The 22,807-nt window shown below is 30.9% G+C and carries 26 protein-coding genes; 18 read left to right on the plus strand and 8 right to left on the minus strand.

All coding sequences use genetic code 11. The features are described 5' to 3' along the window. Window positions 1-42: 42 nt before the first annotated feature. On the plus strand, window positions 43-1,563 hold the full coding sequence (locus tag PUD86_00775) for a DEAD/DEAH box helicase (protein ID MDD6775819.1): 1,521 nt from the start codon (window positions 43-45) through the stop codon (window positions 1,561-1,563). On the opposite strand, the gene nadC is transcribed toward PUD86_00775, so the two are convergent. Further along, window positions 1,552-2,385: a carboxylating nicotinate-nucleotide diphosphorylase gene (gene nadC / locus PUD86_00780; GenBank protein ID MDD6775820.1), complete on the minus strand. Its 834-nt coding sequence runs from the start codon at window positions 2,383-2,385 to the stop codon at window positions 1,552-1,554. The genes PUD86_00775 and nadC overlap by 12 nt on opposite strands. Window positions 2,386-2,453: 68 nt before the next feature. On the opposite strand from nadC, the gene rnz reads away from it, so the two are divergent. From rnz to nadA, 3 genes are read left to right on the plus strand one after another with little or no spacing between them, the layout of a single operon-like run. Continuing rightward, a complete protein-coding gene (gene rnz, locus PUD86_00785) occupies window positions 2,454-3,347 on the plus strand; it encodes a ribonuclease Z (protein MDD6775821.1) in 894 nt (297 codons plus the stop codon). A gap of 9 nt (window positions 3,348-3,356) precedes the next feature. Beyond that, a complete protein-coding gene (locus tag PUD86_00790; GenBank protein ID MDD6775822.1) occupies window positions 3,357-4,109 on the plus strand; it encodes a mechanosensitive ion channel in 753 nt (250 codons plus the stop codon). Next, window positions 4,102-5,019, plus strand: coding sequence for a quinolinate synthase NadA (nadA, locus tag PUD86_00795; protein MDD6775823.1), 918 nt, complete (start codon window positions 4,102-4,104; stop codon window positions 5,017-5,019). The genes PUD86_00790 and nadA overlap by 8 nt, the downstream gene beginning before the upstream one ends. Window positions 5,020-5,054: 35 nt before the next feature. On the opposite strand, the gene PUD86_00800 is transcribed toward nadA, so the two are convergent. Next, window positions 5,055-5,342 carry a hypothetical protein gene (locus tag PUD86_00800; protein ID MDD6775824.1) on the minus strand — a complete coding sequence of 96 codons (288 nt, stop codon included), beginning with the start codon at window positions 5,340-5,342 and terminating at the stop codon, window positions 5,055-5,057. Continuing rightward, window positions 5,332-6,249, minus strand: a complete 918-nt coding sequence (locus PUD86_00805) for an alpha/beta fold hydrolase (GenBank protein ID MDD6775825.1) — start codon at window positions 6,247-6,249, stop codon at window positions 5,332-5,334. The genes PUD86_00800 and PUD86_00805 overlap by 11 nt, the downstream gene beginning before the upstream one ends. A 159-nt stretch (window positions 6,250-6,408) precedes the next feature. On the opposite strand from PUD86_00805, the gene nucS reads away from it, so the two are divergent. Then, complete coding sequence (nucS, locus tag PUD86_00810; GenBank protein MDD6775826.1) at window positions 6,409-7,191, plus strand: endonuclease NucS; 783 nt, start codon at window positions 6,409-6,411, stop codon at window positions 7,189-7,191. Here the strand turns inward: nucS and PUD86_00815 are convergent. Continuing rightward, entirely contained in the window at window positions 7,188-7,667 is a 480-nt protein-coding gene (locus PUD86_00815; GenBank protein MDD6775827.1) for a hypothetical protein, read from the minus strand. The two genes, nucS and PUD86_00815, sit on opposite strands and share 4 nt — an antisense overlap. A 92-nt stretch (window positions 7,668-7,759) precedes the next feature. Here PUD86_00815 and PUD86_00820 point away from each other — a divergent pair, with 92 nt between their 5' ends. Both PUD86_00820 and PUD86_00825 read left to right on the plus strand, forming a co-directional pair. Then, complete coding sequence (locus PUD86_00820; GenBank protein ID MDD6775828.1) at window positions 7,760-8,464, plus strand: zinc ribbon domain-containing protein; 705 nt, start codon at window positions 7,760-7,762, stop codon at window positions 8,462-8,464. 42 nt (window positions 8,465-8,506) lie between these two features. Further along, a complete protein-coding gene (locus PUD86_00825) occupies window positions 8,507-9,334 on the plus strand; it encodes a carbon-nitrogen hydrolase family protein (protein MDD6775829.1) in 828 nt (275 codons plus the stop codon). On the opposite strand, the gene PUD86_00830 is transcribed toward PUD86_00825, so the two are convergent. Beyond that, window positions 9,335-10,183: a HEAT repeat domain-containing protein gene (locus tag PUD86_00830; protein MDD6775830.1), complete on the minus strand. Its 849-nt coding sequence runs from the start codon at window positions 10,181-10,183 to the stop codon at window positions 9,335-9,337. Window positions 10,184-10,289: 106 nt separating this feature from the next. Here PUD86_00830 and PUD86_00835 point away from each other — a divergent pair, with 106 nt between their 5' ends. Genes PUD86_00835 through PUD86_00850 form a run of 4 tightly spaced genes read left to right on the plus strand, consistent with a single transcriptional unit; the run spans window position 10,290 to window position 14,246 of the window. Further along, entirely contained in the window at window positions 10,290-12,887 is a 2,598-nt protein-coding gene (locus PUD86_00835; protein MDD6775831.1) for an ATP-dependent helicase, read from the plus strand. Window positions 12,888-12,895: 8 nt separating this feature from the next. After that, window positions 12,896-13,357, plus strand: a complete 462-nt coding sequence (locus tag PUD86_00840) for a flavodoxin (GenBank protein ID MDD6775832.1) — start codon at window positions 12,896-12,898, stop codon at window positions 13,355-13,357. A gap of 22 nt (window positions 13,358-13,379) precedes the next feature. Beyond that, window positions 13,380-13,748 (plus strand): DUF5518 domain-containing protein, encoded by a 369-nt coding sequence (locus tag PUD86_00845; protein MDD6775833.1) that lies wholly within the window; start codon window positions 13,380-13,382, stop codon window positions 13,746-13,748. A gap of 18 nt (window positions 13,749-13,766) precedes the next feature. Beyond that, window positions 13,767-14,246 (plus strand): hypothetical protein, encoded by a 480-nt coding sequence (locus PUD86_00850; protein ID MDD6775834.1) that lies wholly within the window; start codon window positions 13,767-13,769, stop codon window positions 14,244-14,246. 15 nt (window positions 14,247-14,261) lie between these two features. On the opposite strand, the gene PUD86_00855 is transcribed toward PUD86_00850, so the two are convergent. Next, window positions 14,262-15,353: a formate--phosphoribosylaminoimidazolecarboxamide ligase gene (locus PUD86_00855; protein ID MDD6775835.1), complete on the minus strand. Its 1,092-nt coding sequence runs from the start codon at window positions 15,351-15,353 to the stop codon at window positions 14,262-14,264. A 288-nt stretch (window positions 15,354-15,641) separates the two neighbouring features. On the opposite strand from PUD86_00855, the gene PUD86_00860 reads away from it, so the two are divergent. Both PUD86_00860 and PUD86_00865 read left to right on the plus strand, forming a co-directional pair. Further along, window positions 15,642-16,175 carry a metallophosphoesterase gene (locus PUD86_00860; GenBank protein ID MDD6775836.1) on the plus strand — a complete coding sequence of 178 codons (534 nt, stop codon included), beginning with the start codon at window positions 15,642-15,644 and terminating at the stop codon, window positions 16,173-16,175. Window position 16,176: 1 nt separating this feature from the next. Further along, a complete protein-coding gene (locus tag PUD86_00865) occupies window positions 16,177-16,815 on the plus strand; it encodes an SAM-dependent methyltransferase (protein MDD6775837.1) in 639 nt (212 codons plus the stop codon). On the opposite strand, the gene PUD86_00870 is transcribed toward PUD86_00865, so the two are convergent. Continuing rightward, window positions 16,812-17,231, minus strand: coding sequence for a hypothetical protein (locus PUD86_00870; GenBank protein MDD6775838.1), 420 nt, complete (start codon window positions 17,229-17,231; stop codon window positions 16,812-16,814). The two genes, PUD86_00865 and PUD86_00870, sit on opposite strands and share 4 nt — an antisense overlap. A gap of 129 nt (window positions 17,232-17,360) precedes the next feature. On the opposite strand from PUD86_00870, the gene PUD86_00875 reads away from it, so the two are divergent. The 5 genes from PUD86_00875 to PUD86_00895 all read left to right on the plus strand — a co-directional run bounded on the left by PUD86_00875 (window position 17,361) and on the right by PUD86_00895 (window position 22,166). After that, a complete protein-coding gene (locus PUD86_00875) occupies window positions 17,361-19,361 on the plus strand; it encodes a minichromosome maintenance protein MCM (GenBank protein ID MDD6775839.1) in 2,001 nt (666 codons plus the stop codon). Between the two features lie 141 nt (window positions 19,362-19,502). Further along, window positions 19,503-19,910, plus strand: a complete 408-nt coding sequence (locus tag PUD86_00880) for a translation initiation factor IF-2 subunit beta (GenBank protein MDD6775840.1) — start codon at window positions 19,503-19,505, stop codon at window positions 19,908-19,910. A gap of 31 nt (window positions 19,911-19,941) precedes the next feature. Continuing rightward, a complete protein-coding gene (locus PUD86_00885; protein MDD6775841.1) occupies window positions 19,942-20,985 on the plus strand; it encodes an NMD3-related protein in 1,044 nt (347 codons plus the stop codon). 8 nt (window positions 20,986-20,993) lie between these two features. Further along, on the plus strand, window positions 20,994-21,956 hold the full coding sequence (locus PUD86_00890) for a tyrosine--tRNA ligase (protein MDD6775842.1): 963 nt from the start codon (window positions 20,994-20,996) through the stop codon (window positions 21,954-21,956). Further along, entirely contained in the window at window positions 21,957-22,166 is a 210-nt protein-coding gene (locus tag PUD86_00895; protein MDD6775843.1) for a hypothetical protein, read from the plus strand. Between the two features lie 15 nt (window positions 22,167-22,181). Here the strand turns inward: PUD86_00895 and tmk are convergent, their stop codons facing one another. Then, window positions 22,182-22,760 carry a dTMP kinase gene (gene tmk, locus PUD86_00900; protein ID MDD6775844.1) on the minus strand — a complete coding sequence of 193 codons (579 nt, stop codon included), beginning with the start codon at window positions 22,758-22,760 and terminating at the stop codon, window positions 22,182-22,184. Window positions 22,761-22,807 lie beyond the last annotated feature (47 nt).

Genomic DNA, 22,807 nt, shown 5'->3' on the forward strand with positions numbered 1-22,807 from the left:
ACAGATTATTAAACATATCAAATTTATAACGAGAACAAAACCATGGACGAAAAATCTGAAGAAATAATCAAAAAGCATATGCAGAATACCAAAGAATACTCCAAATTCAAAAAACTCATAAAAGATACAAAAGTTTATGAAACTCCAAAAGAATTAACCGGAGAATTAAGACCCTACCAAAAAATAGGCTATTCCTGGTTAGTTCAAAACATTAAACACCATTTTGGATGCATATTAGCTGATGATATGGGGCTTGGAAAAACAATTCAGGTTTTAACAACCATTCTTCATTTTAAAGAGGAAAATCCCTTTGATAATGAACCTGCATTAATTATTGTGCCACCTACATTGATACCAAACTGGGAAAATGAGATTAAAAAGTTTACACCAACACTTTCCTATTACATATACCATGGTTCAAACAGAACATTTCCTTTTGAAGACTATGACATTATTTTAACATCATATGGAGTAGTCAGACTTGATTTAGACATGTTTTTAGACAAAGAATGGTTTATTTGTGTTATTGATGAAGCGCAAAACATTAAAAATCCAAATACACAACAAACTAAAGCTATTAAAAGTGTAGAAGCAACCAATAAAATTGCTCTAACAGGAACACCAATTGAAAATAAACTAACTGATTACTGGTCAATATTTGATTTTGTAAACAAAGGATACTTATCCAGTCTTGATAACTTTAAAACAAAATTTGTTTATAGAATTGAGAGATTAGAAGAAGAATCTACTCTTGAGAAGTTTAAAACAATAACCAAACCATTTGTATTAAGACGTCTTAAAAGTGATGATAATATCAAACATGAGCTTCCAGACAAAATTGTAAATGATATTTACTGTTCTTTAACAAAAAAGCAGATAAAATTGTATAATGCAATAATGGAAGGAATTTTTGAAGAATTAGATGGAAAAACAGGAATTGAAAGAAAAGGAATTATTTTAAATATTATTACTGGATTAAAACAGGTATGTAACCACCCAGCCCAATATTTACGCTCAGGTAATCCTAAAATTTCTGAATCAGGAAAAATGGAATTGTTAATTACAATTTTGGAAAATATTTTAGATGTTGATGAAAAAGTTATAATTTTTACCCAATATGCAAAAATGGGTGAAATCATACAGAAATTAGTTTCTAAAAAGCTAAAAACAGATGTTTTATTTTTACACGGCTCACTTACACAGGAAAAAAGAGCAAATGTGATTTCAACATTCCAGGAAGATGAAGACCACAAGATCTTAGTTGCAACACTTAAAACAGGTGGTGTCGGATTGAACCTGACTGCTGCTCAAAATGTAATCCACTATGATTTATGGTGGAATCCTGCAATTGAAAACCAAGCAACAGACAGAGTCCATCGTATTGGCCAGAAAAAAGATGTAATGGTATATCGTTTCATCACAAAAGGAACATTAGAAGAAGTAATTGATGAAATGAGTAAAAATAAAATAGATTTAGCAAAAAAAGCTATTAGTAATGATGAAACTTTCATTACCGAAATGAGTGATGAAGAACTTAAGGAAAAATTATCCTTAAGAATCTAACTCCATTTTTAAGCTGAAATTTAAACTTCTAGATGAATGAGTCAAAGCTCCAATTGAAATAATGTCAACACCATACTCAACATAATCCAAGATATTTTCTTCAGTAATACCACCGGAGACTTCAATTAAAGAGTTTTCGCGAATTCCCAAGTTTTCAAGTTCACTAATTACCTCTTTAACTTCTTCACCAGACATATTATCAAGCATTACAATATCAGCTTTGTTTTCAACACATTCAATAGCATCAGACAATGTTTCAACTTCAATTTCGATTTTTTTAGAAAAACTGACATTAGCTTTAGCTTTTAAAAGAGCATCCAATGGAGAATCGCAAACTGCAATATGATTATCCTTAATTAAAACCATGTCATCTAAACTAAAACGGTGAGTATCTACCCCACCAACTTTTAGAGCATATTTATCAAATTTAGCTAAAGCAGGAGAAGTTTTACGGGTTCCAGCAATTTTTACACCATAATCTTTAACTAAAGAAGAATAATGATTAGCAGCACTAGCTACACCACTCATTCTCATTGATAAATTAAGTGCAGTTCTTTCAAGAAGCAATATTGTCCTTGCATTACCCCTAAGAGACATTAATAAATCTTTTTTTGAAATTGCAGCACCATCTTCCACATATGATACAACTTCAACTCCATACTCTTCAAATAATTCTTTAACAAGATTCATTCCTGCTAAAATACCTTCATCTTTAGAAATAATATATGCATTAACATCCAAATCCTTATCAACAACAGATTCAGAGGTTACATCCCCAAATCCTTTGTCTTCTTCAAGCATATATTCAATAATCTTATCCAAAAAATCACCAAAATTTAATTATTATAAATAATATATAATATTTTTATAATATAAAAATAAGTGATTATATGGAAATTATATTTTTAGGAACCTCATCCGCAGTACATACTCACAATAGAAACCATCCTGCAATTATTTTAAAAGCATTTGGTGAGACTATGTTGTTTGATTGTGGTGAAGGAACACAAAAACAATTAATTTTTGCTAAAGTAAGCCCTATGAAAATATCCAAGATATTTCTTAGCCATTATCACGGAGATCACATTTTAGGCCTTCCAGGACTTTTACAATCCATGAATTTTAGAGGAAGGGAAACAAAATTAACAATTTACGGACCTAAAGGAATAAATGATTTAAAAAATGCAATATTTAACTTAGGATACTGTAAAATTGATTTTCCAATCGAATTTATTGAAATTGGCACACAAACCATTGAGAGCTGTGAAGAATATATCATAAAATCACAAAACGTTAAACACAAAGTTCCAAGTTTAGCATATTCCATTGAAGAGCTTAAAAAACCGAGATTCCTTCGTGAAAAAGCTATTGAGTTAGGCATTCCTGTCGGACCTGCTTTTGGAAGACTTCACAATGGAGAAGAAGTTGAAGTTGACGGGAAAATCATAAAACCAGAACAGGTACTTGGACCTGCAAGAAAAGGTGAAAAAATAACCTATTCTGGAGATACTGCACCTTGTGAAGAAATGATTGAGTTTGCAAAAGATTCAACAGTACTTATTCATGAATCCACATATGTAAACGAAGATGCAGACAAAGCAGAGGAAAATTCACATTCCACATCATCTGATGCAGCAAGAATAGCCCTTCAAAGTAATTCCAAACAATTAATCTTAACACATTTCAGTACAAGATACACAACATTTGATGATTTGCTAAAACAGGCTGAGGAAATCTTTGAAAATACAAAATTAGCTAAAGACTTTATGACAATTGAAATTTAAGATGATAATATGAATATTGATTTACTACTTGACAGTCCTACACTTACATTACTCTATATTCTAATCATTATACTTGCAACATCAATTCTTACAAAGTTTATTGCATTTATAATGAACAGAATGCATCGCTTTGAGAATAAAGCTGCAATTTATCTTATAAGAGATATTATAAATTATTTCATCTACTTTGTTTCATTAATGATCATATTGCAGTTATTTGGAATAAATCTTGCAGGAACATTGTTAAGTTTAGGAATTGCAGGTATTGCTTTGAGTTTTGCAGCAAAAGACATTATTTCAAATCTGTTTTCCGGAATCATATTAATTATCGGAAGAAGTATTAGAGTTGGAGATACAATTGAAATTAAAAATAAAAAAGGAGTTGTTGAAAGAGTAACACTTAGATCAACCATTATTACTGATGATAATGGAGTAAAAGAAATTATTCCGAACTCCACATTGACAAACTTCCCCTATTTACTTTTCAAAAAACCTGAAAAGTATAGGGTCGATATTAATACTGGATTATCATTGGACAATGATGTTGTGGAATTTAAAGAGTACATTATCAATATAATAAGTAGCTATGATGAAATTTTAAAAGATCCAAAACCAGCAGTTTACTCAAAAGGAATTACATTTGAAGAAAGTCAACTTAAAGTATCATTTTGGGTAAAAGAATTAAATAATAAAGATAAATATAAATTAATAATCACTAACGAAATTAGAAAATTTACAAAAATGGGTGAAAAAAATGAGTAACTCCCTTCAAAAAGAAATCTTAAAATTAAAAGAAGAAAAAAATGCAATAATCCTTGCACACAATTACCAACCAAAAGAAGTTCAAGAAATAGCTGATTTTCTTGGAGATTCATTAGAATTATGTATTAAAGCTTCTGAAATCGATGATAAAGACATGGTAATTTTCTGTGGTGTAGATTTCATGGCAGAAACCGCATTTATCTTAAATCCTGATAAAAAAATTATTATCCCAACTCTTGAAGCAGAATGTCCAATGGCACATATGTTACCAGAAGATGTACTCTTAAAAGCAAAAGAAGAACACCCTGATGCTGGAGTTATTCTTTATGTAAACAGTATTGCAGAATCTAAACAACATGCAGATACTTTATGTACCTCAGCTAATGCAGTTAAAGTTGCACAAAGCTTACCTCACGATAAAATATTATTTGGTCCTGATAAAAACTTAGGAACACACGTGGCTGATAAAATCGATAAAGAAATCATCCCAGTACCTAAAGATGGACACTGTTATGTACACAGATTATTCCACATTGAAGATGTTGAACTTAAAAGAGAACAATATCCTAATGCAGAGATAATCTGCCACCCAGAATGTGATATTAAAGTTCAAAAAGCATGTGACAAAGTAATGTCAACTGGTGGAATGTTAAAATACATTGCAGAAAGTGACAAAGAAGAATTTGTAATCGGAACTGAAATTGACATGATTACAAGAATCAATTCCGAAGTTCCAGGTAAAAAATTATACCCATTACTTGAAGGAGCAATCTGTGAAACAATGAAACTTCACACACTTGAAAAAATAAGAGATTCACTTGTGAATGAAGCTCCACAAGTTACATTACCTGAGGATGTTGCTGAAAAATCCAGAAAAGCTGTACAGCACATGCTCGATGTATCAAAATAAATAAAAGCTATAAATTAGCTTTTATATTACTTTTTTTAATAACAGCATTTAGCATCATCTAAAAAACTTGATATAAACATTCCCATTTCTATTTCTTCACGGGCAATGAAATCATCTAAACGTATTTTTGCAACATCACTTTGAAATGGATACAATCTATCTTCAAAATACATTTTAATAATCAAATCACCATCAACAATTGATGTTTCTTCATCTAATTTTTCCATAAGATAGTTCATTTGAGAATCTAAAAGTCCTGAGACAGTATATTCCACAAACTTGGAGTTGCCATCATCACCATAATCAGAGATATTAACTATCATCAAAACCACCCATAAATTCTTTTAATTGTTCTGATAATGTATCAAGTTCATTAAAGCATAAATGTCCTAGTTTAGAATCCATAATAATTAGCTGAGAATCTTCAATCATTTCTGACATTGGAATAGCATCAAGTTCTGGTGGGAAATGTGGATCTTGATGACATGCGATAATTAATGTTTTAGATTTGATTTTATCCAAATCATCTTCCACATCAAAATACATACAGGCTTCATTGCAGTATTTCAAATCAAAAATGTCAGTTTCAATACTTTCATTTCCAAAATTCTCAAATTCTTCACTTAACTCTACTTTGGACATGTCTCTTAAAGCTTCTTTTGATAATCCAAAGTTAAATTCAGCAAGACATGCAATTCTTAATGTCCTAATTAAAGAATATGAAAGTTCTCCACGATTGTAATCTGGGTCAGATTCTATGATTTCATTTACGAATTTTGAGAGAATAAAATCATGCCCTGCAACTTTGTAGCTACTAACACCACATATGATAAAATCAGCATAGTCAGGGAAGTTAATAGCTGAAGTTAATGATACAAATCCTCCCATTGAGTTTCCAATCATCCCTAAGACATGTTCAATGTTGAATTTTTCAGATAAAAACTTCTTTTGAAAGTTTACAACATCATTTATTGAATATTTTGGAAATTTATTTTTTAAATCAGTAGTTGAAGGTGAACAGGACCCTGGAGAACCTAATGCTGAAATACAAATGAAAAAATACTTATTTTCATCAAATGCATCGTTTTTGCCTAGAAATGGTGCAAGTTTTTTAACTGATGCATAATTACCTAATGATCCATGACAATAAACAATTGCATTTTTAATAGCTCCATTATCATCATATATAGGAGTTCCAAATGTCATATATTCAACATCAACATTATTCAATACTTTACCGTTTTCAAATTCAAAGGAATCTAAAGTAAAATATTCATTTTTTGAAATAAAGTAATCTTCATCGTAAATTATAATTCCTCCGCTTCAACTTAAACTAAATAATTGTTTAAAAAACAAATTATTTAAATTAAACTAAACAATGTTATTGTGATGAAATATAAAATTTTAGAAAAACCTAGTTGCAAAGATGGATATGATTTAGTTCAGGAAGCTTTACGTAAAAAAGCAACAATAACAATCTTTGCTTGCTGTAAAGTGAGTTATGAAGGAAGAGCTTTAAGTGAACTCAACTGGGGAGAACGTATAATCCTAATTAAACCAGATGGAGCATTCTTAATCCACCAGGAAAAGAAAGTTGAACCTGTAAACTGGCAACCACCAAAATCAAGAACAAGAAGTTACATTAAAAATGATAATTTATTTTTAGAAAGTCACAGAAGAACTCCAAAAGAGCTATTGACTGTGGAAGTTAGAAAAATCCAATTTATCACTTATGCAAATATTGAAGATTATGAAGAGCTTGAACAGGCAGGATATGAAAAAGACATGAGTGATATGATAATGGAAAAACCACATCTTGTTGAAGAAGGTTTTAGCCCAACTACTCGTGAGTACAGTGTAGAACACGGATTTATTGATATTTTAGGAAAAGACAAGGACAATAACTTAATGGTTCTTGAATTAAAAGCTCGTAAAGCAGGAGTTACTGCTGTAAAACAGCTTAGAAGATATCTCCAGGATTTAGAAAATACTGAAAATGATTATCTAAAAGAGTGTAAAGCTCAAAAAAAGCAAATTAGAGGACTTCTTGTAGCACCATCAATTATGGATGATGCATTAGAACTACTTGAGGAAGAAGGCATAGAATTTGTATCTATTGAACCCCCTCGTGAGTTAAAAAGAGATAAAAAAGTAACATTGGATGCATTTTAGTCCAATGCTTTTTCAATTTTTTTCAATTCGTTGTTATAATAATTTATTGTATACAAATTAGCAGGAACAGATTTAGTCACATGACAATCTTTTTCTAATTTGTAAATAAGATAATCTTCACCATCCAAAGGAATAGATCCATCATCATCCAATAATTCCAAATTGTCAAGTTCTTCTAAAATATTTTGATATTCTTTTTCTTCAAGAGCAATTAAATCATTCAATTCCATTGCTTTAGCCTTAGGATTTAACTGAGAAGCAATAGCTACAAATCCATTAACCATTTCACCAGACAATTCGAATCTAGCAGCTCTGATTTCAACCATAGAAAGTTTCACATGACGTAATGTATTTTTAGTAACTGGAATTTCACTGGATAAACCAATCTGATTGATTTCATAATCGTTTTTCCATTCTCCAATTTTATAAATAGCATAATTTATGTCATCAATATTAATCATTTCTTCATTAACCATTCTATCACAATCATAAATATCTTTTTATAATAATAAATAGATTATTATAAATAGTGTTAATAATAAAAGTAACTATCAATGGAGGTTAAACTGTGAAAAAATGTCCTGAATGTGGAAATCCAAGTTATGATGGAGCTCCAGTTTGTGGAAATTGTGGATATAAATTCCCTAAATCAAAAAGCATTGTGCCTAAGGGAGAAGATATATTCAAAAAGGAACCTAAGAAAGAACCTAAAAAAGAAAAACCTTCCGATGAAGAAAGTATTCTTGAAATTGTAAAAGAAAAGAAACTTATTATTGGAGCAATATTAATTATAACTTTAATTGTTGTTTGTGGAATCTTTTTAACTGGGTCAAGTAATACTTCATCAACAGTTACAAGTAGTGCTACTCAAACATATGAATCAGATTCATTCTCATTCACATATCCTGCTACTTGGCAAAAAATAAACGCAACTGATGAAGAACACCCTGATGCTGTATTTTTCAAATCAGGTAATGTAACTATTGAATATTATAATGTCACAACTAGTGCATCATCCCTAAAAGAAATAAATCAAAACAGAATTACACATGGTCAAGGTGTAGGTGCGTCTGTAACTCTTCTTGAGACAATAACCATAGATGAGAGAAATGCATCAAACATCATCTTTGAAAATGCTGATGGTGACTACACAAGATATGTTTCAATGTTTAGTGATGGTAAATTATATGTATTCAGAGTTATTGGAGATTCTGTTAATTCCATTACATCTGATGACATTAATGGAGCTATAAATTCCTCAAAAATCCTTTAAGTATGATTTTATCATACTTTTTTTCTATTTTTAAGTGTTAAAATGACAAGAATTAAACTTGCTTTATGTCAAATGAATGTAGTTGACAATAAAGAGGAAAACATCAAAACTGCAAGTTTGATGATTGAAAAAAGTGTATCAAAAAATGCTGATTTTATAATACTACCCGAAATGTTTAATTGTCCGTATTCTAATGAGAAATTTATTGAATATGGTGAAGAAGAACAAACTAGCAATACACTTTATGAAATTTCTAATTTGGCTAAGAAAAATCAGGTTTATATTCTTGCAGGATCAATTCCTGAAATTGATAATGATAAATTGTATAATACCAGTTATCTTTTTGACAAACAGGGAAATATCATAGCAAAACATCGCAAAATGCATCTTTTTGACATTGATATTTCTGGAAAAATAACATTCAAAGAATCAGACGTGTTAAGTGCAGGCGATGATTTTACAATAGCTGATACTGAATTTGGAAAAGTAGGTATTGGAATATGTTATGATATTCGTTTTCCGGAATATGCTCGTATTTTAGCTAAAAATGAAGCAGATATATTGATTTATCCAGGTGCTTTTAATATGACAACAGGCCCTGCACACTGGGAATTACTATTTCGTATGAGAGCTCTTGACAATCAGGTTTTTTGTGTTGGTGTTGCACCTGCACTTAACAAAGATGCAAGCTATCACAGCTACGGCCATTCAATCATTACAAATCCTTGGGGAGACATAATAGCTCAAGGCGATGAAAAAGAGAGTTTAATCATTTCAGAAATTGATTTAGATGAAATAAAAAAAATAAGAGACGAGTTACCTCTTTTAAAAAACAAAAGAGATAATCTCTACGAAGTTATTGAAAAATAACTATTTTAATTTAGCTAATCTTTTCTCGAAGTAAGATAATTTTTTATCATTGTCAGCAAATACTTCAATAGCAGTTTCAATTACTCTAACTTCGTTGTCATAGTCATTAGCTTTTCTATATAAGATACATAAACGTTTATATGGAGCATCTTTTGCTTGTTTTGCTTCCACATATCTTTCGTATTCTTTAATAGCTTTTTGTACATTGGTCTTTTCCATTTCTTTAATAGTACTCATTGGAATGACTTTTACAATAGTTTTTCCAGATGCTTTTGCTTTTTGTCTTTTTTCTGCTTTTTTAATAGCTTTATTACATGACTTTTTGAAATCTTTATCTTCTTCAGATTTTCTAGCATCTTTGATTAATTTAATTGCTTCATCAGTTGCAAGATCACCTAATGCCTGAATAGCAGCTAATCTAACACCCCAATCTTCATCACTGAGACATTTTTCAATTGAATCAAGATTATCAACAGCTTGAAGTTCACCTAAAGCACGTACAGCAACTTTTCTAACTCCAAAATCTTCATCATCAGTTGATTCAACAAAGTAAGGAACAACCTTATCATTTTCAGTTTCTTTGAGTGCAAAAGCTAAAAATCTTTTATTTTTACCTTGAGCATTAGTAAATTCATCGATTAATTTGTCAACAGCTAATTCACCCATATTACCTAAAATTTCAGCCGCTTTAAATCTGACTTGCGCATTATCATCAGTAGTAGCCTTAATTAATGGTTCAATAGCTGATTCATCAGTAATTCCAACTAATGATTCTATAGCTTCTTTTCTAACTTTTACATCTTCACTTGATAAGTTAGAAATAGCATCATCAAAATTTAAATTAGTCATAGTTATAGTTTGGATTTTAATAAATATAAATTCTTTTGAAAATACAATTAAATAGTATAAAAATTAAAAAGTAAATATTATTTAAAAAATTTGAGGTGTAATTACAATGATTGAAGAGCAAACTAAAAGCTATTCTAAAAAGCAGATTTTCAAGACTTTGCATCCTTGGGTACAGGAATGGTTTGACTCACAATTTGAAGACTTTACACCTGCACAAAAAAAGTCCATTGTAGAGATTCATAAAAAAAACAACATACTTATTTCTTCACCAACAGGATCTGGAAAGACTTTAACTGCTTTTTTATCTGTTATTAGTGAGTTAACAGAACTTGCACAAAAATATGAACTTGAAGATAAAGTATATTGTATTTATATATCCCCACTTAAAGCACTGGACAATGATATTGAAAAGAACCTCGAAGAACCTTTAAAAGGAATTGAAAAGATAGCTGGAAAAGAATTGGGAATTAGAAAAGCTGTCAGAACAGGAGACACTACTCAATATCAAAGACAAAAAATGCTTAAAAAACCACCTCACATTTTAATTACAACTCCTGAAACTTTATCTATTCTTCTTGTTGCACCGAAGTTTAGAGAAAAACTTAGTGGAGTTAAATATGTAATTATTGATGAGATACATTCTCTTGCTGAAAATAAGCGTGGAGTTCATTTAAGCTTATCCTTAGAAAGATTACAGCATTTAATTGGTCATTTTACAAGAATTGGCCTATCAGCAACAGTTAGTCCTCTTGAAGAAGTTGCCAAGTTTCTTGTAGGATACGAATATGGTGTTGAGCGAAACTGTAAGATTGTTAATATTAACTATCTAAAAGAGCTTGATATGGAAGTAATGTGTCCTGTAAGTGATATTGTAATAGCCGATGATGAGGATACTCGTCTTGGAATGTATGATTTGTTGGACGATTTGATTCAGGAAAATAAAACAACACTCATATTTACAAATACACGTAGTGGAACAGAGCGTTTTGTTTATAATCTCAAAAAAATGTATCCAATGAATTATAATGACTCAAATATAATGGCTCACCATTCATCACTTTCAAAAGAGGTTCGTCTGGAAACAGAAAGTAAATTAAAAGAAGGAAAACTAAAAGCAGTGTTTTCTTCAACCTCTCTTGAGCTTGGAATTGATATTGGATATATTGATTTGGTTGTTTTGATAAATTCACCTAAATCTGTTGCAAGAGCTCTTCAAAGAATTGGAAGAAGTGGGCACAAGTTACATGAGAAATCAAAAGGTAAAATCATTGTAACTGACCGTGACGATTTAGTTGAATGCTCAGTTTTACTTAAAAATGCAAAAGAAGGTAAAATTGACAAAATAAACATCCCAACAAACTGTTTAGATGTTTTAGCACAGCATATCTATGGAATGGGAATTGAAAATCCATGGGATATTGATTATGCTTATGATGTAATTAAAAAAAGCTATTGCTATAAAGACTTATCCAGAGAGGATTATGAAGACGTATTAAGTTATATGGCAGGAGAATATCCTGAACTTGAAGAAAGATACGTCTATGCTAAAATCTGGATAGATTATGAGAAAAACACATTTGGAAAACGTGGAAAACTAGCTAGAATGATTTATTCAACAAATATTGGAACAATCCCTGACAGTTCAGGTGTTCTTGTTAAATGTGATGGTGAAACAGTTGGAAAAATCGAAGAAAGCTTTATGGAGAGATTAAAAAAAGGAGATACCTTTGTACTTGGAGGTAGAACCTTCAGATTCAACTACGGAAAAGGAATGACCATCAATGTAACTCCAGCAAGCGGACCTCCAACAATACCTTCATGGTTTTCACAACAACTTCCATTATCCTTTGATTTAGCAATGGATATTCAAAGGTTTAGATCACATATGGAGAGCAAATTTGAATACAGAAGAAGGAAAGAAGAGATAATGGAGTTTATATTTGATTATCTGTATGTTGATGATTTTGCTGCAAATTCCATTTATGAATACTTTGTTGAGCAGTACAAATACGCTAAAATACCAAGTAACCGTATTTTACTAATTGAATACTACAAAGGATTTGGAGGAAGGAATTTTGTAATATTCCACTCACTATTTGGAAGAAAAGTAAATGATGCACTTTCACGTGCAGTGGCATATGTTGTTGCAAAAAACTACAATACAAATGTAACAATTTCAGTTACTGACAATGGATTTTATTTAAGTTCAGATGGTAAAATTGGAGGATTAGAGTCATTTAAACAATTAACCCCTGAGAATTTTGAAACCATCTTGACAAATTCATTAAATAAAACTGAAACTCTTGCATCAAGATTTAGACATTGTGCTGGAAGGTCCCTTATGACTTTAAGAAGATATAAAGGAGAATCCAAATCTGTTGGACGCCAGCAAGTAAGAGGAAAAATCTTACTTAAATTCGTTCAGGACATGGATGATAATTTCTCAATTCTTAAAGAAGCAAGAAGAGAAGTACTTGAAGATTATATGGATATTAAAAATGCCAAAAAAGTAATTAATATGATTGACAGTGGTGAGATGGAAATAAAAACCATAAATACTGTAATTCCAAGTCCATTTGCATTTAATTTAGTTTCCCAGGGATACTTGGATGTATTAAATCAAAATGATAAAGCTGAATTTACAAAAAGAATGCACAAAGCAATCTTAGATCAAATTAAAGATAAATTAAAAGACATTTATTAGGTGATATTATGAAAACATTGTTAGTTTACTACTCAAGAACAAACGTAACTAAAAAAATAGCTGAAATGATTCAAAAAGAAATAAACTGCGATATTGAAGAAATTACAGACAATGACAAATATGCTGGAAAAATAGGATTTATGAAAGGCGGAATGAATGCTTCAATGGGTAGAACAAGTAAAATCAACCCAATTTCAAAAAATCCTGCAGACTATGATTTAATCATTATTGGAACACCTGTTTGGGCTTCAAATATTGCAACCCCAGTTTATACCTATTTAAAAAAATACGAAAAGGATATCAAAAATGTTGCTTCATTTTGTACCTGTATGAACAGCGGATTTGAAAAGACATTAGAAAATATCTCAAAAGTTACTGGTAAAGAACAAATTTCAACAATGTTTTTAACTTCCGAAGATATTTTAAACCCAGATGAAAAAATAAACACTTTTATTCAAGAAATCCAATAATTATTATATAGAAGGTGATATTATGACTAAATGGAAAGCAGTTTTTATAGGTTTCATATTAGCTGTAATAGTTAAATCATTTTTTGCTCATTATGAATTTATAGGATTATTATTTGTTGGATTCATCACAGGTTACCTTGCACGTGACGGAGCAATTGGTGGGCTGTGGAATGCAGCTGTTGCAGGTGCATTAGGAACAATAATCAGTGCAATATTATTTGTTTTCATTTCAACCATAGGTGGAAGCTTATTCGGCATTTTTGCAGGATTAACTGGTTTTACCATATCCGGAATTACAAGTTTATTTGTAGTAATTAGCTATTTAATTTATTATGCAATTGTAATGGGCATAACAGGAGCATTAGGAGGATTAATGGCTTCTAAAGAATAATTTTTTGGAGATAAAACAATGAATATGTTTTCAGGCATAAATAAAAAAGCATTAGTTTTTGGAGCAGCAATATCTGCTGCATTCATTATATTTGGATACACACAATGGGATTGGTTCTATCCATTTGCAGCTGCAGGATTTTTATATGCAGGATACGGACAAAACGATATCAAGACAGGTACCGCAATGGGTACACTTTCTGCAACTCCTACCGCAGTATTAGCTTTACAAGGATATTTAGGAACATTTAAAGAAGGATTCTTCACAACTGAAACTGGAATAATCACAGTATTGCTTATTGTTCTAGCAGTTGGAGCATTTGTCGGTTTTGTTGGTGGATGGGCTAAAAGAGACCGTATTAAAGCACTTGAAGAATACGAAAAAAAGCAAAAAATCGGTAAAAACAAAACCCGTGAAAAGAAAAGCAAAGCTAAACAACAAGCAGCAGAAAAAACAACTCAAAAAACAGGGTTTTTAAATAAAATTTTAAAAAAATAAAAAAATAATAACTATTTATGTTATTATTTTTTCTAATTCTTCTCTTTCTATAGCATTTTTAATTTCTACAGCAATTCTTCTACCCATACTCATTGGTTTTCCGTAAGTTAAGTATGAGTAAGGAGAGCCGTCCATAAAGGTATTTGTTCCACCATCAGTTCTTGCACTAATTTCAAAACAAATTACTTCTAAATTATCGTTTACTAAAGTTTGCATACAGAAAGGACCGTTTAAACCAGGAGCAGCTAATTTTTTAGCACTTTCTGTTAATTTATCAGCCATATCAAATACTTGTGGAAGTAATGATTCACGAATTACAGCAGGGTGGTTACCGGTAACAACATAAGATGGGCTTAAATCAATATCTAATTGATCTTTTGCAGGCATTCTTACAAAACCATCAATACTGGATTCATATCTTGTATCCATACCCATTAATTCAACAGTATCATCTAAAGCAGAGTAGAAATAGTGAATACAGTAATTACAACCTGAAACATACTCTTCAATGTGAGCAGATTCAACATCACTGTCTTCTAACCATCCACGTGCTTTCATAGCTTCAATTTTTGATTCGAATTCTTCAGTAGATGAAGCAACAAAGTAACCTCTTCCACCTCTTGCACCAGGGAATTTAACCATTACTGGTCTGTCAATTTCAGAAGGACTATCATATTTTAAAGGTATTCTTACGCCACCTTCAACTAATAATTGTCTTTCTTTATCCCTTTCAGCTTCCCATCTAAGAATATCCCTATTTCCAAACATAGGAACATTGAACTTGTCTTCAACATTATCTAAACCAGCATATGCAACAAAAGATCCATGAGGAATCACAATAGCATTCATATCTCTGAGTTTTTGTTGAACATCTTCATTTACAATATCTTTGAATTTATCAACGATAATGTATTCATCTGCAACTCCGAATCTTTGATAAGGAATTTCACGCCCTTTTTCACAGACAATAGCAGTTCTAAAACCTTCTTCTTTTGCACCTTGTAAAATATGTAAAGAAGTATGACTTCCAAGAGTAGCGATTGTAATGTCGCTTTTGTCATATTTATCCAAGATGTCCAAAATATCTTCCTTTTTAACATTTCCCATTTTATCTTCTCCAAAAAAAGATGATAATATAATATATATTTAACTGAATTTATAATGTTTTTTATTAATCAATGAACTTTCAAAACTTTTCATTGTTATACCAATTAAAATTAATGAATTTTCTTCAATTACCATTTTAAGCCCACAGATATTAAAAATTATAAATTAAAAACATAGCCAATACTTCATTATAAAACCAACACAACATTTTTTATAAAAGCAAGCCCAATAACATTATAATAGTTGATTAAAGATATATTTAACATATAGAAAAAAAGGATTGTAAAGATGATATTAATTGGTTTAATTTCAGATACCCATATTCCGGACAGAGCAAGAGAAATACCTCAAAAAGTAAAAGAAGCATTTAAAGATGTCGATTTAATATTACATGCTGGAGATTTAACTTCACTATCAGTTATAGAAGAATTAGAAAAAATAGCCCCAGTTATGGCAATCCAGGGAAATATGGATAGAGTAAATGGAATTGATCTTCCAAAAGCAAGAGTTATCCAAGCAGAAGATTTAAGAATTGGTTTGGTTCACGGAGAAGTTTATCCAAGAGCAGACACACAACAATTATTATATCTTGCAAGACAATTAGAAGCAGATATTTTAGTATCCGGACATTCACACCAGCCAAAAATAGAACAAGTCGAAGGAGTTTTGCTTTTAAATCCAGGCAGTCCAATTGTACCAAGACTTGCAGATAGAACTGTAATGTTACTTAAAATTGATAAAAAAGAAGTTGACGTAGAATTAGTAAAAATTGGTGCACCAGTATGCAGTGCACTTGACTTTGACAAATATAAGAGGGATTAAAATGGGAAGCAGATGGCAAATGGAAAAACACAATGACCCATATTATAAAAAAGCTAAAAAAGAAGAATACCGCTCAAGAGCATCATATAAACTCAAACAACTTGATAAAAAGTATAAAATCATAAAAGAAGGAAATACCGTAGTAGACCTTGGTGCAGCACCAGGAGGATGGTCTCAGGTTGCTCTTGAAAAAGTTGGAGAAGAAGGAATCGTTGTTGGTGTTGATTTAAACAGATTTAAAAAATTCCATGAAGAAAACTATTATGGAATTAGAGGAGACTTTACAACACCAGAAGTTCAAGAAAAGATTATGAGCCTCATTGGAGGTAAGGCAAAAGTAGTAATGTCTGATGCATCCCCTTCACTTTGTGGTATTAAAAACATTGACCAACTTAGATCAATTGATTTGGTTAATGTAGTTATTGAAATTGCTGAAAACATATTAGAAGAAAAAGGAAATCTTGTAATGAAAGTATTCCAGGGTCCTGAATATAAAAATATGTTAGATTCACTTAAAGGTAAATTCAGACACGTAAGAACAACAAAACCAGCATCATCACGTAAAAAAAGTTCTGAAATGTACGTTGTTGGCTTAGAATATATGCCAAATAAAAGAAATAGGAAAAAAAGAAAAAATTAAAGAGAATTATATGCATTTTGAGCAGCTTTAAGTTTTTCTTTAGCAAAAACTATTCTGCTGTCAACATCATTTGATGGTTTACCAGCATCTAAAGCACTCTGAACATTCTCAATTGCCGAATTGGCACGAGATAGTTCAAGTTTAGCATCATTATAAACTTTCACATCACCTGCATCACCAGCATAATAAGTGGACTTGATATTGTCAAACTGGACAGACAAGTTACTATATTCTGCTTTAAGGTCTGCGAGCTCGTCATATTGTGTTCCAGATGATATTTCATTTGTAATGCTTGATGAAACCATACTGTATCCCACATATCCCACAACAATAATTGTTGAGATAATCATTATAATTCCAACAACTGAAATCATCATGGATGTGGATTTAAATAAACTTAATCTTGATTTTCTCATATTACCATCACATAATATCAATGAAAAAAATATTCGTATATACTATATCTATATTAGTATATAATTTTTATTACAAAGAATAATTTGAACAAAATTTTTTTTAACTATGAAAAAAATAATAATAAGATAATGAATTCAACTACTAAATCACAAACATCAATTGCAAAATTCGAAGAGTTTTTTGCTACATTATATAAGGATGACGTATTCAGTATTCTTGAAAAGTATCCTGACGAAAGAACACTTAATGTAGATTACACCACATTAGAGATATTTGATCCTGATTTAGCGGATTTATTGATTGAAAAACCAGAAGAAGTCATAAACTCTGCTAAAATTGCTATCAAAAATATTGACCCTCTTGTTAAAGATGCAGATTTAAATATCCGTTTTGAACATTTAAGTAACATTATTCCATTAAAAACACTTTTAAGTAAATATATTGGAACATTTGTTGCAGCAGACGGAATTGTAAGAAAAACTGATGAAATCAGACCACGTATCGAAACTGGAGTATTTGAATGTAGAGGATGTATGAGACTACATGAAGTAGAACAGACTTCTGCAAACCACATTATTGAACCATCATTATGTAGTGAATGTGGTGGAAGATCATTTAGATTGCTTCAGGAAGAATCAAAATACGTTGATACTCAAACTGCAAGAATGCAAGAACCATTGGAAAACTTGTCTGGAGGAACTGAACCTAAACAGATGCTAATGATTTTAGAAGACGATTTAGTAGATAAATTAAATCCAGGAGATAAAGTAAGAATTACTGGAACATTAAAAACCTTCAGAGAAGAAAGAAGTGGTAAATTTAAAAATTATATTTATGTAAATCATATTGAAGCTCTTGAACAGGAATTTGAAGAATTACACCTCTCAGAAGAGGATGAAGAAGAAATTCTTGAATTATCAAAAGACCCTCATATTTACGAAAAAATCATCAAATCAACTGCACCTTCCATTAAAGGATACAGAGATGTAAAAGAAGCTATTGCATTGCAGTTATTTGGAGGAGCATCAAAACAGCTTGAAGACGAAACAAAGCTAAGAGGAGATATCCACATTCTCATAGTAGGGGACCCAGGTATTGGTAAGTCCCAGATATTGAAATATGTATCAAGATTAGCTCCTAGAAGTATTTATACAAGTGGTAAAGGTACAACAGGTGCAGGTTTAACTGCTGCTGCAGTAAGAGATGAACTTGGTGGATGGTCTCTTGAAGCAGGTGCATTAGTACTTGGGGACCAAGGTAATGTTTGTGTTGACGAGCTCGATAAAATGAGATCTGAAGACAGATCCGCGCTTCACGAAGCTTTAGAACAACAAACTGTAAGTATTGCAAAAGCAGGAATTATGGCAACTTTAAACTCCAGATGTTCTGTACTTGCAGCTGCAAACCCTAAATTTGGAAGATTTGACAGATACAAAATACTTGCAGAGCAAATTGACTTGCCAGCACCGATTATTTCTCGTTTCGATTTGATTTTTGTAATTGAAGATAAACCAAGCAGAGAAAAGGATTCAGAATTAGCAGAGCATATTTTGAAAACTCACCAGTTCAATACTGTTGATTATGAAATTGAACCTGAATTACTTAGAAAATACATCGCATATGCTCGTAAAAACGTTAATCCAAGATTAACTGAAGATGCAAATAATGTTTTAAAAGAGTTCTATGTAAGTACAAGAAACAGTAATCCTGAAGAACAAGGAGCAGTTCCAATCACAGCAAGACAATTAGAAGCTATTATTCGTTTATCAGAAGCTAGTGCTAAGATTAAACTTAAAGAAACTGTTGAAAGAGAAGACGCTGAAAAAGCAGTTAGATTACAAATGGCATGTCTTAAAGAGGTTGGTGTGGATCCTGAAACTGGAGAAATTGATTCTGATATTGTCAGTGGTGGAACACCAAAATCTGACAGAGACAAGATAAAGTTGGTTACTGAAGAAATAAAACAACTTGAAGAAGAATACAACGGAGAAGCTCCTTTAAACGTTATTTTATCCAATATGAGTGATAAATACGGAGTAAGTGAAGATAAAACAGAACAAATTATTAAAAACTTACGTCAAAAAGGAGTTATTTACGAACCAACACCAGGATACTATAAAGAGGCTTAATTGCCTCCCCATTATTTTTTTATTAAAATAAAATTTTTAATGTAAAATGTTAATGCTATATAAAATTAACAATACATTAATAAATGATTAAAATAAAATTTAATATATTATACTTATACTAATTTTCACGGGAGAGATAACATGGATAAATACGAAGATTTATTAGAAAGAGCAATTGACCAATTACCTCCAGAAGTATTTGAACACAAAAGGTTCAAAATTCCTAAAGCTTATTCCGATATCCAAGGTAATAGAACATTCATTAAAAACTTTAAAGATGTTTCCGAAGGTTTAAACAGAGACCCACAACACTTATTAAAATTCTTAATGAGAGAATTAGGTACTGCAGGAAATATCGAAGGTCAAAGAGCAATCTTACAAGGTAAATTTACCCATTACTTAATTAATGAAAGAATTGAAGATTATGTAGACAAATACGTAATCTGCCACGAATGTAACAGACCAGATACTAGAATTATTAGAGAAGGTAGAATATTCTTACTTAAATGTGCTGCTTGCGGAGCTACAGCGCCTTTAAAATCATTATAATTTACCTTTTTTACTATTTTTTATTGATACTATGTTTTGTCCAGAGTGCGGAAGTACTGATAAAAAAATGGTTGGCAACATCTGTATTGACTGTTTTTTAAAAGATTTTCAGATGATTGAGCTACCAAAAAGAATTGAAGTTCAAATATGCAGCCACTGTAATAGTAAACTTGAAGAAGGAAAATGGAGCGAAGAGTTCATTCCTGAAGACGAAATAATTTACAGAGCTCTTGAGAGAAACATAAAAGTTGCTCCTGAAGTTTCAAATGAAATTATCAACTTAGAAATTGACCAGATGAAAGGTACAATTGCACAGTGCTACGTTGAAATTGTTGGAGACGTTGAGGGAACTCAAATTGAAGAAACACAAGAAACTGAAGTTAAAATTCTCAAAACAGTTTGTCCAACATGCAGTAAAGTACAATCAGGATACTATGAAGCAGTTATTCAATTCAGAGCAGATAACAGAGAAATAAAAAGCGAAGAGTTCGAAAAAGCTGATGAAATAGTTGAAAAAACTTTAATTAAACAATTAAAAACTGATAAATTAGCATACTGCCCTCAAATAGCAAAACCTAAAGAAGGTCATGATTATTACATTGGTTCTCTAAAAAGTGGTAGAAAAGTCGCTGAAGCTCTTAAAGAGGAGTTTGGTGGAGTAATTAAAGAATCCCCAAGACTTATCAGTGAAGACAAATCCACTGGAAAAGGACTTTACAGAATTTGGATTTCCGTTAGAATTCCTGAATTTGAAATTGATGACTTTGTTAAATTTGAAGACAAAATAATTCAGGTAAAATCTATTGACAAAAATAGAATTGTTGGAAATGACATCAAAACCAATAAAAAACAAAATATTCCTCTAAAAAATATTGAGAAAATAGAACTTGTTAAAAAATCAACTGATGTCGAGACAACAACAATAATATCCATGTCTCCAAGTACAATACAAATTTTAGATCCTGTTGATTACTCAGCAGTTGATTTAGAGATGAAAGAAGAATTTTCCAATTATAATATTGGGGACGAAATAAAGCTTATACAAATTGACAATTACACATATTTACTAAATTAAGTGATAACATGAATATTGAAGAAAAAATTCAATTAATCGAAGAAGGAACTTTAGAAGTTATAGATACTGAAGAATTAAAAGAAGTACTTAATAAAGAACAACCTATAGCTTATACTGGTTACGAACCTTCCGGTAAAATCCATTTAGGACATGCTGTAACCGTACAAAAACTCAAACAATTACAAAAATTAGGATTTAAAATTAAAATTCTTTTAGCAGATTACCACGCATTCTTAAATGGAAAAGGAACTATTGAAGAAATCGCTGAAACTGCAGAATATAATAAAAAATGTTTCCAAGCATTAGGTCTTGATGAAACAACCGAATACGTTTACGGTTCTTCATTCCAATTAGACCCAGAATACACTGATAAAGTATATCAACTTGCAACTATGACTACTTTAAAAAGAGCAAGAAGAAGTATGGATCAAGTAAGTCGTGCAGACGACAATCCAAAAGTTGCTAGTGTAATTTACCCTATTATGCAAACTGTAGATATGGCAGCACTTAAAGTAGATATTGCTCTTGGTGGTATGGAACAAAGAAAAATCCAAATGTTAGCTCGTGAAAACTTAGAAAAAATTGGAGAAAATGTTCCGGTTTGTATTCACACTCCATTATTACACGGTCTTGACGGAGATGCAAAAATGTCATCCAGTAAAGGAAATTACATTGCAGTAGATGACTCTGTTAAAGAAATTACCAAAAAAATCAATAAAAGTTACTGTCCACAAGGTGAAATTGAAGGCAACCCAATGATTGAAATTGCTGAAACATTCGTTTTCCCAAATCAGGAAAAATTACTCATTAAAAGACCTGAAAAATTCGGTGGAGATATTGAACTTACCCACGATGAATTAATTAAAGATTTCAGTGAAGGTAATTTACACCCAATGGATTTAAAAAATGGAATTAAAGACTTCTTAATAGAATTCTTTGCTCCTGTAAGAGAATTTATGGAGGAAAATTAAATGGTTGAAGAAAAACAAGAATTTGAAATGGGTTTACCAAATGGTGTTGGTGAACAAATGCTTGCTCATGCATTCGAAAAATTCAATGTTAAATTAGAACATGGTGAATTTGGACCAAAACTTATTGGAGAATACGATGAGCTTGTAAAAGCAAAAGAATTCTTAGAAGAAGCTATTCGTGCTAGATTAAAAGAATTAGAAGGAGAATAATCTCCTTTATTTAATTTATTGTATACAATCTGGACATATTCCAAGATATGGTGCAACTGCTTTTTTAATATCTGAAGATACTTTATTTACTCCATTATTTGCATCAATAATTTCATGATTATAATTTTTTGCAATTTTTAAATAATTTTCTCTAACCCCTGTTAAAAATTCCTCATTTTCAAAGGTGTCTTCACCAGAGGTTCTTGAAACTGATTTTTTAACATCCAAATCAAGTAAAATCAATAAATCAGGTTTTTTTGCATATTTATTTAAAACTTCAATCCAATCTGCAGGTTCCTGATACGCTAAACTTGAAATAAAAGATCTGTCTGAAATAATTATTTTTGATTTATCTTCAAGTTTATCCATTATTAACATCCTGTCTGCTGCAAAAAGAAGTCCTAATGTTTTTTGAACTCTATCAGTAGTTGCATCCGGACGTTGTAATATTTTCCTAATTAGTTTTCCAACTTCAGAGTCAGTTGGTTCAACTAATGTTTCAACTCTAAATCCATTATTTTCCAGCCATTCTTTTAATAATTGAATTTGAGTTGATTTTCCAGCACCATCAATTCCTTCAAATACTATATACATAAGATAGAATTTGTTTTAAATTTAATATATAATTAATTACAAAGATA

Source organism: Methanobacteriaceae archaeon (assembly GCA_029219465.1).
Taxonomy (GTDB): Archaea; Methanobacteriota; Methanobacteria; order Methanobacteriales; family Methanobacteriaceae; genus Methanocatella.

Coding starts and splice junctions, on each gene's coding strand:
- PUD86_00775 (MDD6775819.1), top strand. CDS start 43: ATGGACGAAAAATCTGAAGAAATAATCAAAAAGCATATGCAGAATACC.
- rnz (MDD6775821.1), top strand. CDS start 2,454: ATGGAAATTATATTTTTAGGAACCTCATCCGCAGTACATACTCACAAT.
- PUD86_00790 (MDD6775822.1), top strand. CDS start 3,357: ATGAATATTGATTTACTACTTGACAGTCCTACACTTACATTACTCTAT.
- nadA (MDD6775823.1), top strand. CDS start 4,102: ATGAGTAACTCCCTTCAAAAAGAAATCTTAAAATTAAAAGAAGAAAAA.
- PUD86_00800 (MDD6775824.1), bottom strand. CDS start 5,342: ATGATAGTTAATATCTCTGATTATGGTGATGATGGCAACTCCAAGTTT.
- nucS (MDD6775826.1), top strand. CDS start 6,409: ATGAAATATAAAATTTTAGAAAAACCTAGTTGCAAAGATGGATATGAT.
- PUD86_00815 (MDD6775827.1), bottom strand. CDS start 7,667: ATGGTTAATGAAGAAATGATTAATATTGATGACATAAATTATGCTATT.
- PUD86_00825 (MDD6775829.1), top strand. CDS start 8,507: ATGACAAGAATTAAACTTGCTTTATGTCAAATGAATGTAGTTGACAAT.
- PUD86_00830 (MDD6775830.1), bottom strand. CDS start 10,183: ATGACTAATTTAAATTTTGATGATGCTATTTCTAACTTATCAAGTGAA.
- PUD86_00835 (MDD6775831.1), top strand. CDS start 10,290: ATGATTGAAGAGCAAACTAAAAGCTATTCTAAAAAGCAGATTTTCAAG.
- PUD86_00840 (MDD6775832.1), top strand. CDS start 12,896: ATGAAAACATTGTTAGTTTACTACTCAAGAACAAACGTAACTAAAAAA.
- PUD86_00845 (MDD6775833.1), top strand. CDS start 13,380: ATGACTAAATGGAAAGCAGTTTTTATAGGTTTCATATTAGCTGTAATA.
- PUD86_00850 (MDD6775834.1), top strand. CDS start 13,767: ATGAATATGTTTTCAGGCATAAATAAAAAAGCATTAGTTTTTGGAGCA.
- PUD86_00855 (MDD6775835.1), bottom strand. CDS start 15,353: ATGGGAAATGTTAAAAAGGAAGATATTTTGGACATCTTGGATAAATAT.
- PUD86_00860 (MDD6775836.1), top strand. CDS start 15,642: ATGATATTAATTGGTTTAATTTCAGATACCCATATTCCGGACAGAGCA.
- PUD86_00865 (MDD6775837.1), top strand. CDS start 16,177: ATGGGAAGCAGATGGCAAATGGAAAAACACAATGACCCATATTATAAA.
- PUD86_00870 (MDD6775838.1), bottom strand. CDS start 17,231: ATGAGAAAATCAAGATTAAGTTTATTTAAATCCACATCCATGATGATT.
- PUD86_00875 (MDD6775839.1), top strand. CDS start 17,361: ATGAATTCAACTACTAAATCACAAACATCAATTGCAAAATTCGAAGAG.
- PUD86_00880 (MDD6775840.1), top strand. CDS start 19,503: ATGGATAAATACGAAGATTTATTAGAAAGAGCAATTGACCAATTACCT.
- PUD86_00885 (MDD6775841.1), top strand. CDS start 19,942: ATGTTTTGTCCAGAGTGCGGAAGTACTGATAAAAAAATGGTTGGCAAC.
- PUD86_00890 (MDD6775842.1), top strand. CDS start 20,994: ATGAATATTGAAGAAAAAATTCAATTAATCGAAGAAGGAACTTTAGAA.
- PUD86_00895 (MDD6775843.1), top strand. CDS start 21,957: ATGGTTGAAGAAAAACAAGAATTTGAAATGGGTTTACCAAATGGTGTT.
- tmk (MDD6775844.1), bottom strand. CDS start 22,760: ATGTATATAGTATTTGAAGGAATTGATGGTGCTGGAAAATCAACTCAA.